The sequence below is a fragment of the Sphingobacterium sp. MAE genome, from assembly GCF_056711605.1.
In genome coordinates this window covers 953,750-966,629 of sequence record NZ_CM160044.1, presented here as the reverse complement: position 1 = coordinate 966,629, position 12,880 = coordinate 953,750, and the positions used below count along the sequence as shown (strand labels likewise).

The following is a 12,880-nucleotide window of genomic DNA, read 5'->3' as shown; positions in this document are numbered from 1 at the left end:
AAAGGTTGCTTAACGGTTTTTATATGGCTATTAACTACTTTTATTTACGGACAACTTGAATTTCTTTAATCGCTGTATGTGTTCTATTGAACATATCGATTGCTTTTACTTCAACTTTATAATTTCCCTCTTTTAACTTTGGTAATTTAAATTTCCATAAATGCGTACTAACTGTTCCATCCGACGGTCTTCTCCCCTCTTTGTATGCTGTTGCTAAATCAAATTGCTGCACGGCATGATCGAAAGATGGATCAATCTCACCAACCTGCTCCATTTCCTTCCATTTACCTTCATTGATACGATACAAAACCTGATCACCTTTTTTACCAATGAAAAAGTTTGCATATACAGGATATCGCTGTGCATATTTTTGATCAATAACAGATGGACCATATAATGCAATCTGATAATTTGCATCCTTACCTACGACCTTATAATCAAAAGAATATTCATTATTCTTAATATTTAAGATGGCATATCCTTTTGGTGTTCCATCTCGCATAGTTGACACAGGTATTCCATTTTCATCCAGTTCTCCAGAGTACCAATCGCCAGAAGTCGTTCCTACATTATATTCATAGTGCGGTTTTGCTTGCTTCCAGCCTTCCTTAGCACCAAAGAAATTTTGTTGCTGGAAATGTGTATGAGCCGATAAAGAAAGTGTATGCGGAAATTCACTTAAAATATCAAATAGTCTATCGCGATCTGCTGTACGGAAAACAGAAGCATCATCGTGGGCTAAAGGAATATGAAAAGCCAAGACAATCAACTTATCTTTGGGTACATATTTCAAATCATTAGCAATAAAATCCAATTGATCTTTCCTCAATCCAGCTTTATATCCTTTTCCTGTATCCGGATTAGGATAAATAATATCATCAATTACTAAAAAGTGAGCATTACCATAATTAAAAGAATAAGTTGCAGGACCAAAAGAAGCTTCAAAAGCCTCATCAGAATAAATGTCTTCCTTGGTGTCAAAATTTAAGTCGTGATTACCGATTACATTAAACCAGGGCAATCCCATTAATGCAATTGTACTTTTATAAGCAGGATGTAACGATAAATCATTTCCAACCAAATCGCCTAAGCTTATCCCAAATACCGCGGCATCTTTATTCGCGATACGATCAATAATTCCACGTTTAAAATAATCCATCTCAACCATATCATATGCTTGTGGATCGCCAAATACAAATGCTGAAAAATCTGTAGACTCTTTCTGAGATGTTAATCCAAAATTGATTTCTTTAGGTAACTTTCCTGTAGGAGAAACACCTTTATAAGTCAACTGTGGACTTCCTTCAGGTTTATGGATATAATAGAATTGTGGCTGATGATTGGTATCTATCGGCAAAGCATAGTTCGCCGGTTTGATGACAAAAATAATATTGTCTTTATTCACAGGCAACTTGTACTGCCCCTTAGCATCAGTTTGGACGACATCTATACCATTACTGACAGAGACATTGGGTAAACCTACTTCTTTTTTATCAATAATTCCATTCTTATTGATATCATTAAAAACAATACCTTTCGCAAATTCTTGAGCACTAAGGCTGTAACTCAAAGACAATGCTGCAGCAACAGCAAAAATATTTTTCATTTGAATGTCTAACATAATTAAGAGCGAAGCTACTGCTCCAATGTGAATCAATAATCACCTTATGTTTAACAAACTGTTAATTGCAATAAAAAAGGGAATCATTTTGATTCCCTTTAATTTCTTTATTTACTAGATCTAGATTGGGCTGCTGCCAAGATCCGATTGACCTCCTCAATCATGGATTTACCCGCATCCCGCATTTTAGGATTACCAGCAAAATCAGCATCCATAGTAACTTTTTTTGATTTATCTTTATAGTTGAATTCTAAATAATAACGAGGTACTGTAGCTGTTTCTATATTTTTTTTCGCCTCAGGACCTGTCATATCATCATCCAAATTCCAAAAACCTAATTCCTGAGCTTTGCGATGCAAATAAAGCAAATCATCTTTAGTCATACGAACGGTATCACGTTCTATTTCATTTGTCTTGGTCACATACTGAAAAATTCCTGTATTTGAATCATAATGATTGTCCATATGATTAGGCTCACCGTATCGAAAGACTACAGATTGAAAATCTGTAAAACGGAAAGGTGCATTGCTGATCATATTACTGTAGTAATAAACACAGTAAATTAGAAACGGTACTACAATACATAAACCCAAAAAAATCTTTTTACCCTTGATACTCATCTTTATTTTAGTTTTAGACAAAAATAAGGATTAAAACAGTTTTATAAAGTTTTATATGTTATTTGACACAAAAAAGGGAATTCAGCTTGAAAATTTGATTAAGATTTCGGTGATCCTGCATTTGTAAAGTATTTAGAATACCACGAATCAGCCAGATCTGAGATGATAACTCCCTTTTTGGTCGAGACATGCACAAATTTATTATTATGAAGATAAACACCCACATGATCAATATTACGGCCACCAAATGAAAAGAAGACCAAATCACCTTCTTTTAACTGCGCTGCTCTTTTATTTTTAACGACCACACTCATATCACGCGACGAACGTGGCAAGTCTTCTTTATATACTTTAAGATAAAGCATACCTACAAAACCAGAACAATCAACTCCTTTCTTTGTGGCACCACCCATACGATGTGGTATCCCCATCCATTCGTCAATAAAAGAGTAAAGATTCGGATTGAGCTCCTTTCTCTTTACATGTAGTAGATCAGCATAACTATCTAAAGAACTTTTACTATAATCTATTCCTCTTGCTTCACTAGCATCGGTCAAAACAGCGTTTCCACGACCATAATTATTCGTCTTTTTCTTTACAGAGCAACTACTAAGTAAAAGCAACAGACTGATAAAAAATAATAAATTTCGTTTCAAACACATAGTGAATAGTTAATGTTACCCAAATGTAATAAAACCAAATTTAACAGACAAACACACATATCGTTCTTATTCTACCTTTCCAAGTTGTAATTTTGTCCGAATTTGAAAAAAGAGATATGGAAAAATTAAAAGGTGCTATTGCGGTTTTTATAGGCGCAAGTAGTTTCGGATTGTTATCTACATTTGTAAAAAAAGCATATGCACAAGATTATACCTTAGGACAAGTAACAGGTGTACAAGCTATTTTTGGTATGATCATCCTCTGGATGGTCTATTTGTTCATACAGCTACTCAATCCAAAAGCCAACGAAAGCTTTTCCAGAAAATCGAATAAATGGAAAATTGTCATTAGCGGTATCTCTACCGGCCTAGTAAGTCTTGTTTATTATAAATGTGTACAATTGGTGCCCGCCTCTTTAGCAATCGTTTTATTGATGCAATATATATGGATTGGTACACTAATCGAATTCATTATATTCAAAAATAGACCTTCTGGTCGTCAATTGATCGGTATTGCGATCGTCCTTATCGGAACTGTATTCGCAACTGGTCTCCTAGAGCACGGGATAGATAAGCTCAACTGGACAGGAATGATATATGGATTGTTAGCAGCTACAGCCTATGCTGTGTTTCTAATCGTCAATGGACGCGTGGGCAATGATTATCCTCCCATTCAGAAAAGCGCACTAATGGTCACTGGCTCCTGTGTTATGATCTGTTGCATCTTTCCGCCAACATTTTTGATTTCAGGCGTTTTGGGAGATAGCATATGGCATTATGGGCTTATTCTTTCATTTTTTGGTACAGTTATACCTCCCTTACTATTTGCCTATGGAATACCTAAAATAGGTTATTCCTTGAGTGGTATTTTAAGTTCAGCAGAATTACCTGTTGCAACTGCAATGTCCTATTTCATATTAAAAGAAGCAGTAAGTCCGATACAATGGGTCGGTGTATTACTGATATTAGCCACAGTTATTTGGTTAAATTCGAAAAAAGAAGAAACCGTATAAAAATTAAAGAGGTCCATGGTAATAACCATGGACCTCTTTAATTTTATATTTAAGTTGCACTTAGTGCACTAAGACCTCTTTTAATTCTTCTATTTCGACCTCACAGCTATCGGTAATCGACAGGTATTTCACATGGGCAACCTCATTGACCAACAATGGATCATAAGGAGTACGCACTTTTACATAATTTTTAGAGAACCCATGCATATATCCATCCTTCTCATCACTTTCAAACAGTACCTCACCAACTTTATCTAATTGCTTTTCATAAAAAGCACGACGTTTTTTTTCCGATAAAATATGCAACATTTTACTACGGTCACTACGCTGAGATCCTGGTACTGCACCTTCCATTTGCGCTGCTATAGTATTCTCACGTTCGGAATACGTGAATACATGCAAATAAGAAATATCCATCTCATTTAGGAAATTGTAAGTGTCGATAAAATCTTCACGCGTTTCACCCGGGAATCCCACAATAACATCTACACCAATACAGCAATCAGGCATTAATTCCTTTATTTTCTCCACACGTTGCGCATAAAGCTCACGTTTATAACGACGACGCATCATGCTTAGCACTTTATTATTTCCAGATTGTAAAGGCATATGAAAATGTGGAACAAACCGTTTAGATTGAGCCACAAACTCAATAATTTCATTCGCTAAAAGATTAGGCTCAATCGAAGAAATACGAATTCGGTCAATTCCAGTAACTTCATCCAAAGCTTTTACGAGATCCAAAAACTTATCTTGTCGTTTACCATCCCGAATACCAAAATCACCGATATTAACGCCCGTTAACACAATTTCTTTCACTCCAGAAGCAGCAATTTCTTCAGCTTGTCGTACAATTTCCTCAATTTTACCAGAGCGACTTGCACCACGCGCAAGAGGAATTGTACAAAAAGTACAGGAATAATCGCAACCATCCTGCACTTTCAAAAATGTTCGCGTGCGATCTCCAATAGAATATGCCGATACAAATTGATTTGTTTCATCAATGGGTGCATTATAAACAACTGCCTTCTCATTTTTTGTCAGATCATTAATGTGCTCAATGATATTAAACTTCTCTGCAGCACCCAATACCATATCTACTCCTGGTATCTCAGCAATCTCCGCAGGTTTTAATTGTGCATAACAACCCACAATGGTGATATAGGCATTAGGTGAATATTTAAGCGCTTCCTTCACCACCTTACGACATTTCTTATCAGCATGATCCGTCACCGAACATGTATTAATTACATAAACATCTGCCGCACTATTAAATGGCGTTGTTTCATAACCCGCGTCTTGAAAGACTCGACCTATGGAGGATGTTTCTGAAAAATTCAATTTACATCCTAAGGTATAGAAAGCTACTTTTTTACTCATAATGATTTTGCAAAAATACAACAAAAAGCTCCAAATGAAAATTCTTAATTCTGATTTACACGCTTTTCAATTAATTATGAGATTTTAATGATTCAAATAAAGGAGCCATGGACTTCATATCACTATTTTTCGCCTATTTATAAGATCTCTTAAAAAGAGCCTATTTCAGTTTTACCCGCACGCACTTTTTAGAATCATAATGTGAATACTTCAAAAATATCTTACCTTCGTATATAATATTATATGTTTATATCATGATCAGCTTTAAAGCAATCATAAATTCAAAAAGCTTCGTCATTTCATAATCACAAATAAATAAAAGCAACTATTTACAATGAAACAATACCTTGACTTACTAGAGCACGTATATACAAATGGGGTCACTAAGACTGACCGTACTGGAACAGGAACTAAGAGTGTATTTGGATATCAGATGCGTTTCAATTTAAAAGAAGGCTTCCCATTGGTGACGACAAAAAAGTTACATTTAAGATCTATTCTGCATGAATTAATCTGGTTTTTGAAGGGAGATACAAACATCAAATATTTAAAAGATAATGGAGTAAGCATTTGGGACGAATGGGCAGATGAAAATGGTAATTTAGGTCCTGTTTATGGCTCACAATGGCGATCATGGCCAACACCCGATGGTGGACATATTGACCAGATTGAAAACATCATCAAGCAATTAAAAACATCACCAGATTCGAGAAGAATAATTGTTTCAGCTTGGAATGTTGCAGAAATCGAAAATATGGCTTTGCCTCCATGTCATGCATTTTTTCAATTCTATGTTGCCCCTGCCGATCCTGAAAATGGAATTTTAAAACCACAGTTATCTTGTCAGCTGTATCAAAGAAGTGCAGATATCTTTTTAGGTGTACCTTTTAACATCGCTTCTTATGCATTGTTAACGATGATGGTCGCTCAGGTATGTGATATGGAAGCCGCTGAGTTTATTCATACATTAGGAGATGCCCATATTTACAGTAATCACTTCGAACAAACAGAACTACAATTAAGCCGTGCGCCCAAGACATTACCTCAATTAAAAATCAATCCAGAAATAAAGGATATTTTCGAGTTCAAATTTGAAGACTTCGAATTGCTAAACTACGAGTCACATCCGCATATCAAAGCACCAGTGGCAGTTTAACAATAATGATTCCTATACTTTTGTGTAAAATATAAATATGAGTAAATTGAAAATAACATTAATCGTAGCCGCAACTGAAAATAACGTCATCGGCAAAGGAAATAAAATGCCTTGGCACTTACCTAATGACCTTAAATATTTCAAAAAAAACACATTAGAACACAGTGTAGTCATGGGTAGAAAAACCTTTGAATCATTAGGAAAACCACTACCAGATCGCAGGAATATCATTTTAACTCGTGATATGACAGCAAAATCCGATGAGGTAGATATTGCCAATAGTTTTCAAGAAGTATTGAACTACTGCAGAGATGAAAGAGAAATTTTTATCATCGGTGGTGGCGAAATATTTAAACAAACACTACCATTTGCCGATAAAGTTTTGCTCACTCGACTGCACACAACTATAGAAGGAGATGCTTACTTTCCTGATTTACCAGCACAGGAATGGGAGCTGGAAAGCGAAGAAAAACATGTAAAAGACGAAAAACATGCTTTTGATTATAGTTTTCAAGTATATGTAAGAAAATAATATGAGGCTTCCTAAATAATAGGAAGCCTTAATCATAAAACTACCTTTCGAAAATTATCAGACCTAAACCGATATGTGTAAATACCTCACTCTTTTATTCATAAGTTTCATACCTTATTCCTTTGCTCAAAAAATGGACACGATTTATCTCGAAAAACTTCTAAGAAGCCATCCCGAACTTTTTCAAAAAATCTTAGATCACCCCAATAAAAATGAAGTTCAGATTCTTTATACGCAGATTGACAGAGATAAAAACAATGTACCGCATTTTAGATCATTCAGCTATAGATTAAACCCCAACTGGTATTTTTATCCTGCCAGCACTGTAAAACTCCCAACAGCAATTTTAGCATTAGAAAAAATAAATGAACTAAACAGGGTAGGATTATCAAAAGACACACCGTTAAGAATAGATTCATCTTATGAAAAGCAAACCGCTGTATCAAAAGACCAATCTGCTAAAAATGGGCTCCCCTCAATTGGTCAATATATAAAAAAAATCCTTTTGACAAGTGACAATGATGCTCAAAATAGACTGTTTGAATTTATTGGTCGAGCCGAATTGAATAGCAAATTGATAAAACATGGTACCAAAAATAGTCGCATTGTCAATAGGCTTGCAATTGGAGATAAAGGTATCTGGGCAAAACATACAAATTCAATAACGTTTTATCAAGGAGACAATCCGGTCTATAAACAAGAGGCACAATATGATCCAAATGATTATCCAATTAAGCTTCAAAATACAGTTCAGGGAAAAGGTTATATGAATGATAAAGATGAAATTATTTACGAACCATGGAGTTTTGAGGGGCTCAATGTATATCCCTTAGATGACCAACAAATGATATTAAAAAAATTATTATTCCCAGAAGCATTTAAGTCGCGTGAAAGATTTCAACTTACCAAAGAAGATTACTCGTTTATATATGACTACATGTCTCGGTACCCATTTGAATCTGATTATCCTAAATACGACACAACAGAATTTTGGCCCACCTACAGTAAATTACTTTTTTATGGTCGCGACAAAGAAGCATCTCTAAATCCAAATATCCGTATCTTCAATAAATATGGCGATTCGTATGGATACAATATAGACAATGCATATATTGTTGATTTTGAGAAAGGAATAGAATTTCTACTTGCAGTAGTTGTACAATCTAATGAAAATGGGATTTATAATGATGGAATCTATGAGTATGACACCGTCACTTATCCATTTCTCAAAAACATAGGTCAGGTCATCTATCAAGAAGAACTTAAAAGAGATAAAAAAGTAAAACCCGATCTCTCAAAATTTGATTTTAGAAAATAAAAAAAAACGCTTTACAACCTATCGTAAAGCGTTTTTTTTTTAAAAATTCATCTTTTATCGATTATCTTTTCAGAGCCACTTCAATTAAAGTACCATAAAACTCTTGTTCAGTCATCCCAGTCGCACGTACTTGCTGCGGAATAAAGCTCTGCGGAGTTTGTCCTGGAATGGTATTGATCTCAATAAAATAAAACTTATCCGTATCGTTTTCCAAAAAGAAATCAATACGGACCATTCCTTTGCAATTCAATCGCACATAAATTTCCTTTAATATCTTTGCAATTCGAGATTGTTGTTCTTCATTAAGATCTGCAGGAGTGATTTCTTCTGTTAATCCAGGAATATACTTTGCCTCAAAATCAAAAAACTCACGTGTAGTTTTCACCTCCGTTGCAGGAAGTACAATCAATTCACCATCTATATTACGATAGATTCCTTCAGAAAATTCACGTCCATGTACAAACTCCTCTATGATCACTTGGCTCCCTGTATTCTCCGCATCAAAAGCCTTATCAATAGCGGCCTGTAACTCTTCAGCAACTTTTACTTTTGTCATACCGATACTACTACCCCCAGCATTTGGTTTTACAAAATACGGAAGTGATAATTTCTCTTCCACTAAGGACACACCTTCTGCACGTTGCGTATCAAATAATAACACCGATTTTGCTAAGTTTATATGTTCAATATCTGCGAGTATTGCTTTTGTATATCCCTTATTCATGGTCAGCGCCGAAGTCAAGGCATCGCAAGAAGTATAAGGTATACCCACTAAATCAAAATAACTTTGCAGACGACCATCCTCACCAGGAGAACCATGTACCATGATAAATGCTAAATCAAACTTCAATATGCTATCATTGAGCAATAAGGTGAAATCTTCTTTATTGATAGGACATTTTATCCCAGAATCACTTACATAAAACCAAGCATCCTGTGTAATCGTAATTTGATAGATATCATATTTGTCATGATCCAACTGTGAATAAACAAATGCCGAACTTTTAAAAGAAACTTCCGCTTCGCCTGTATAACCTCCAGTTATTAATGCTATTTTTGTTTTCATAAAATTATAGTGATTCTTATAGCAAATATAATTTGCGATACACAGAAAAACGAATAATTTTGTTCAATAATTAAATGAAGTGTATTCGAAACAAATAATGGCGCTAAACTTGCTTGAAAAGAATACTATAAAATGATTTTTTAAAGAAATATAAATGTCAAAAATATTACAATATTTAAGAACTAATACGTTTAGAAACAATCTTCTAATTGCCATAGGTTTTGTTTTAGCAATTTTCCTATTCATCTATTTAGGTTTAAAAGTATATACGAAACATGATGAGTCCATCGAAGTCCCACAAGTAAAGGGATTACATGTCAGTGCTGCTATTTCAGCATTAGAGAATGCTAATTTAGAATATCAGATTGATTCTGTGTATCAAATGGATGCTAAACCCGGCTTGGTGATTGAGCAAGATCCTGAACCCAAATTTCATGTAAAAACCGGAAGAACAATTTATCTGACCATTATTACACAAGTAGCGCCTGAAATTGCGTTCCCTAAAATTAAGGATAAAACATTAATTGAAGCTTCTTCCATACTAAAAAATCATAATTTACGTATAGGTGATACAACTTATGTGGCTGATATCGCAAGAGACATCGTATTAGATGCCCAATTTGCAGGACAGTCTATTCGTGAAGGCAGAATGATTACAAAAGGATCTAAGATTGATTTAATACTCGGTAATGGTCAAGGTGCAAATGAAGTTCAAATACCAGATTTGTCAGGGCTTACTGTTGCAGAAGCAAAATTTGCACTTCAAGGAATAGGATTATCCTTAGGGACTGTTACATATGATATTGGTGTTTCAGACACCAGTACCGCGCGTGTCATTACACAATTTCCAGGATTAGAAACAGGTATAACAAGTATTGGTTCTAAAATTGACCTCACTTTGTCAAATAGCATTCCGACTACTCCTACAACAACAAATCCTTCTTCAACACAAAAACAAAAAACAAATCCATAAAAATGGAAAATAAAAAGAAAATACCAAGTTGGTTAAAAATTAGCATTCTCCTGATCTTTGTCGTTGGAGGTTATTTTGGTTGGACGGCTTACAAGACCTTCTTAGCGTCAAATGTTACCGACAATCAAAAATATTTATATATCAATACAGGAGACACTTATGCACAAGTATTGCAAAACATCAAAGAACAAAAAATAGTTTCCGATCCTACTAGTTTTGATAGAGCAGCAAAATATCAAAATTACACCGATAATGTTAAGCCCGGACGTTACGCATTGACACCTGGTATGAACAACAGAAGATTTATTGGTAATTTAAGAGGTGGTTATCAGGAACCAGTTAAGTTTAGGTTTGAAAATATCCGTTTAAAAGAAAATTTCGCCGCAAAATTAGCAGATAATTTTGAAGCAGATTCTGTTACATTTTTGACGTTACTCAATAATGAAGATCTAGCAAAATCGTATGGTTTTACTAAGGACAATTTCATTGCGATGTTTATCCCGAATACATACGAGCTGTATTGGAATACAACACCTGAAAAGCTATTTGCCAGATTTCATGATGAATGGGAAAAATTTTGGACACCGGAGCGTTTGGCTAAAGCAAAAGCAATCAATTTGACACCTCAGCAAGTAAGTTCACTTGCAGCAATTGTAAAAGGTGAAGCATTGCATAAAGATGAAATGCCTGCTATAGCTGGTTTATATTTAAACAGGCTGCAAAAAGGAATGTTATTACAAGCAGATCCAACAGTTATTTTTGCCAATAACGATTTCACTATCCGTCGTGTACTAAATAAACACTTGAGAGTAGATAATCCTTATAACACTTACGTCTACAAAGGTCTCCCTCCAGGTCCGATTATGATGCCAAGTATTGTAGCAATAGATGCGGTGCTGAACTACAAGCACCATGATTATATTTATATGTGTGCCAAAGAAGATTTTTCAGGTTATCATGCGTTTGCCACAAATGTTGCCGAACATCAAATAAATGCACGTAAATTTCAAAAAGCATTAGACGAACGAAATATCAAAAAATAATATGTTTCAATTCGAATATCAAACCCGTGTACGCTATGCTGAGACCGATAAAATGGGATATGTGTACTATGGAAATTATGCCGCATTTTACGAAATAGCACGCACTGAAATGCTTAGAAGTACCGGATTTTCTTATCGAGAATTAGAAGATATGGGTGTGATGTTACCTGTCATCGAGATGAAGTGCAAATACATCAAGCCGGCAAGATATGATGATTTGATAACCATAAAAACAACCATCCGTATCAAGCCTGCTGTAAGAATTATATTTGAATATGAATTATTCAACGAAAAACAAGAATTAGTAAATACGGGGGAGACAACGTTGGTTTTTGTCGATATCGTCAAAAATAAACCGACAATGCCACCCGCCATTTTTTTAGATAAAATGTCGAAATATTTTGATTAATCATGTCAAAGATTCATCACTACTTATTGCAATTAAAACCTTACAATCAAGTTGTTGAATGGAGCAAAGCGGTCATTTTACCTGGATTCGGATCTCTACCATTATATACAGTAGCTGTATTTTTTTTTCAAGAAATATCCCGTGATTCAATCTTAAGTAAGGCATCTTCCCTTTCTTATAGTTTCATGTTAGCCATTTTTCCTGGCATTATCTTTCTTTTTACGTTGATTCCTTATATACCCATAGACAATTTTCAGGAACAGCTTTTAGAGTTTTTAGAAGTTGTGATCCCGCGAAATGCCTATGAAGTCGTCGAAACAACACTAGAAGATATTATCAAGAATCAGAATGGCGGTCTCCTATCTTTCGGTTTTATATTAGCCACATATTTTGCGACCAATGGTATGGCATCCATGATGCGGGCTTTCAATAAAGCATCCCTCATGGCGGAAAAACGAACATGGATCAAGCGTAGAATGATTGCACTTGGACTTGCTTTTTTGATCATCACCGCACTAACAGTAGGAATGACCATATTTACGTATGCCGGCATTATTGTCAATTATTTAAAAGACAGTATCGCGATCACCAAAAGCTTCTGGGCATTCGTTATCAAAGCAGCACGATGGCTTATCATATTTGGAATTTATTTCTTTACCGTAAGCTGTCTTTATAAATTTGCCCCGACATCATCCCGTAGATGGAAATTGTTTAGTCCAGGGGCTACACTGGCAACAATATTAGCCATCCTGACCTTTTCTGGTTTTGCATTTTACATCAACCACTTTGGTACATATAACAAACTATACGGTTCTATCGGCACCTTAATTGTAATTATGATCTGGATGTACCTCAATACATTAATATTGCTGATCGGGTATGAATTGAATGCTGCAATTGCATTATCCAAACAAAGCATTAAAATAGTACGACCAAAATCATACAATTCATTTAAAGGTATTAATGAACAATAATCTCCTATCCATTTTCCCGCTCCATAGTCCGATTAAAAAAATTGGGTTATCCACAACAAGCATCCTTTCGCTATCATTAGCTTACTAAATGATATTTGATACATTAAGTATGT

At 35.0% G+C, this 12,880-nt stretch carries 13 protein-coding genes; 8 read left to right on the top strand and 5 right to left on the bottom strand.

Annotated features, from left to right (window positions below):
• Positions 1–40: 40 nt before the first annotated feature.
• The 3 genes from AC06G9_RS04145 to AC06G9_RS04135 all read right to left on the bottom strand — a co-directional run bounded on the left by AC06G9_RS04145 (position 41) and on the right by AC06G9_RS04135 (position 2,897).
• Entirely contained in the window at positions 41–1,621 is a 1,581-nt protein-coding gene (locus AC06G9_RS04145) for a calcineurin-like phosphoesterase C-terminal domain-containing protein (protein ID WP_480957556.1), read from the bottom strand.
• Positions 1,622–1,728: 107 nt separating this feature from the next.
• Complete coding sequence (locus AC06G9_RS04140) at positions 1,729–2,241, bottom strand: hypothetical protein (RefSeq protein ID WP_244914488.1); 513 nt, start codon at positions 2,239–2,241, stop codon at positions 1,729–1,731.
• A gap of 98 nt (positions 2,242–2,339) precedes the next feature.
• The gene (locus tag AC06G9_RS04135) at positions 2,340–2,897 is read right to left on the bottom strand and encodes a C40 family peptidase (protein WP_411028110.1); all 558 of its coding nucleotides are present in this window, start codon (positions 2,895–2,897) and stop codon (positions 2,340–2,342) included.
• A 122-nt stretch (positions 2,898–3,019) separates the two neighbouring features.
• Here AC06G9_RS04135 and AC06G9_RS04130 point away from each other — a divergent pair, with 122 nt between their 5' ends.
• Entirely contained in the window at positions 3,020–3,916 is an 897-nt protein-coding gene (locus tag AC06G9_RS04130; RefSeq protein ID WP_045752801.1) for an EamA family transporter, read from the top strand.
• Between the two features lie 60 nt (positions 3,917–3,976).
• Here the strand turns inward: AC06G9_RS04130 and mtaB are convergent, their stop codons facing one another.
• A complete protein-coding gene (gene mtaB / locus AC06G9_RS04125) occupies positions 3,977–5,296 on the bottom strand; it encodes a tRNA (N(6)-L-threonylcarbamoyladenosine(37)-C(2))-methylthiotransferase MtaB (RefSeq protein WP_248754682.1) in 1,320 nt (439 codons plus the stop codon).
• 334 nt (positions 5,297–5,630) lie between these two features.
• Between mtaB and AC06G9_RS04120 the strand changes: the two genes are divergently transcribed.
• The 3 genes from AC06G9_RS04120 (at position 5,631) to AC06G9_RS04110 (ending at position 8,302) form a co-directional block, all read left to right on the top strand.
• Positions 5,631–6,452 carry a thymidylate synthase gene (locus AC06G9_RS04120; protein ID WP_045752799.1) on the top strand — a complete coding sequence of 274 codons (822 nt, stop codon included), beginning with the start codon at positions 5,631–5,633 and terminating at the stop codon, positions 6,450–6,452.
• Between the two features lie 37 nt (positions 6,453–6,489).
• Positions 6,490–6,984, top strand: a complete 495-nt coding sequence (locus tag AC06G9_RS04115) for a dihydrofolate reductase (RefSeq protein ID WP_045752798.1) — start codon at positions 6,490–6,492, stop codon at positions 6,982–6,984.
• Positions 6,985–7,117: 133 nt separating this feature from the next.
• The gene (locus tag AC06G9_RS04110; RefSeq protein WP_346570538.1) at positions 7,118–8,302 is read left to right on the top strand and encodes a serine hydrolase; all 1,185 of its coding nucleotides are present in this window, start codon (positions 7,118–7,120) and stop codon (positions 8,300–8,302) included.
• A 61-nt stretch (positions 8,303–8,363) separates the two neighbouring features.
• Here the strand turns inward: AC06G9_RS04110 and AC06G9_RS04105 are convergent, their stop codons facing one another.
• Complete coding sequence (locus tag AC06G9_RS04105) at positions 8,364–9,368, bottom strand: D-alanine--D-alanine ligase (RefSeq protein ID WP_248754684.1); 1,005 nt, start codon at positions 9,366–9,368, stop codon at positions 8,364–8,366.
• Between the two features lie 154 nt (positions 9,369–9,522).
• Between AC06G9_RS04105 and AC06G9_RS04100 the strand changes: the two genes are divergently transcribed.
• From AC06G9_RS04100 to AC06G9_RS04085, 4 genes are read left to right on the top strand one after another with little or no spacing between them, the layout of a single operon-like run.
• Positions 9,523–10,341, top strand: a complete 819-nt coding sequence (locus tag AC06G9_RS04100) for a PASTA domain-containing protein (RefSeq protein ID WP_094773031.1) — start codon at positions 9,523–9,525, stop codon at positions 10,339–10,341.
• A gap of 2 nt (positions 10,342–10,343) precedes the next feature.
• Positions 10,344–11,384, top strand: coding sequence for an endolytic transglycosylase MltG (mltG, locus tag AC06G9_RS04095; protein ID WP_480957555.1), 1,041 nt, complete (start codon positions 10,344–10,346; stop codon positions 11,382–11,384).
• Position 11,385: 1 nt separating this feature from the next.
• A complete protein-coding gene (locus AC06G9_RS04090; RefSeq protein ID WP_248754686.1) occupies positions 11,386–11,793 on the top strand; it encodes an acyl-CoA thioesterase in 408 nt (135 codons plus the stop codon).
• A gap of 2 nt (positions 11,794–11,795) precedes the next feature.
• The gene (locus tag AC06G9_RS04085; RefSeq protein WP_248754687.1) at positions 11,796–12,767 is read left to right on the top strand and encodes a YihY/virulence factor BrkB family protein; all 972 of its coding nucleotides are present in this window, start codon (positions 11,796–11,798) and stop codon (positions 12,765–12,767) included.
• Positions 12,768–12,880 lie beyond the last annotated feature (113 nt).

Coding starts and splice junctions, on each gene's coding strand:
- AC06G9_RS04110 (WP_346570538.1), top strand. CDS start 7,118: ATGGACACGATTTATCTCGAAAAACTTCTAAGAAGCCATCCCGAACTT.
- mtaB (WP_248754682.1), bottom strand. CDS start 5,296: ATGAGTAAAAAAGTAGCTTTCTATACCTTAGGATGTAAATTGAATTTT.
- AC06G9_RS04100 (WP_094773031.1), top strand. CDS start 9,523: ATGTCAAAAATATTACAATATTTAAGAACTAATACGTTTAGAAACAAT.
- AC06G9_RS04090 (WP_248754686.1), top strand. CDS start 11,386: ATGTTTCAATTCGAATATCAAACCCGTGTACGCTATGCTGAGACCGAT.
- AC06G9_RS04140 (WP_244914488.1), bottom strand. CDS start 2,241: ATGAGTATCAAGGGTAAAAAGATTTTTTTGGGTTTATGTATTGTAGTA.
- AC06G9_RS04120 (WP_045752799.1), top strand. CDS start 5,631: ATGAAACAATACCTTGACTTACTAGAGCACGTATATACAAATGGGGTC.
- AC06G9_RS04145 (WP_480957556.1), bottom strand. CDS start 1,621: ATGTTAGACATTCAAATGAAAAATATTTTTGCTGTTGCTGCAGCATTG.
- AC06G9_RS04130 (WP_045752801.1), top strand. CDS start 3,020: ATGGAAAAATTAAAAGGTGCTATTGCGGTTTTTATAGGCGCAAGTAGT.
- AC06G9_RS04105 (WP_248754684.1), bottom strand. CDS start 9,368: ATGAAAACAAAAATAGCATTAATAACTGGAGGTTATACAGGCGAAGCG.
- mltG (WP_480957555.1), top strand. CDS start 10,344: ATGGAAAATAAAAAGAAAATACCAAGTTGGTTAAAAATTAGCATTCTC.
- AC06G9_RS04115 (WP_045752798.1), top strand. CDS start 6,490: ATGAGTAAATTGAAAATAACATTAATCGTAGCCGCAACTGAAAATAAC.
- AC06G9_RS04085 (WP_248754687.1), top strand. CDS start 11,796: ATGTCAAAGATTCATCACTACTTATTGCAATTAAAACCTTACAATCAA.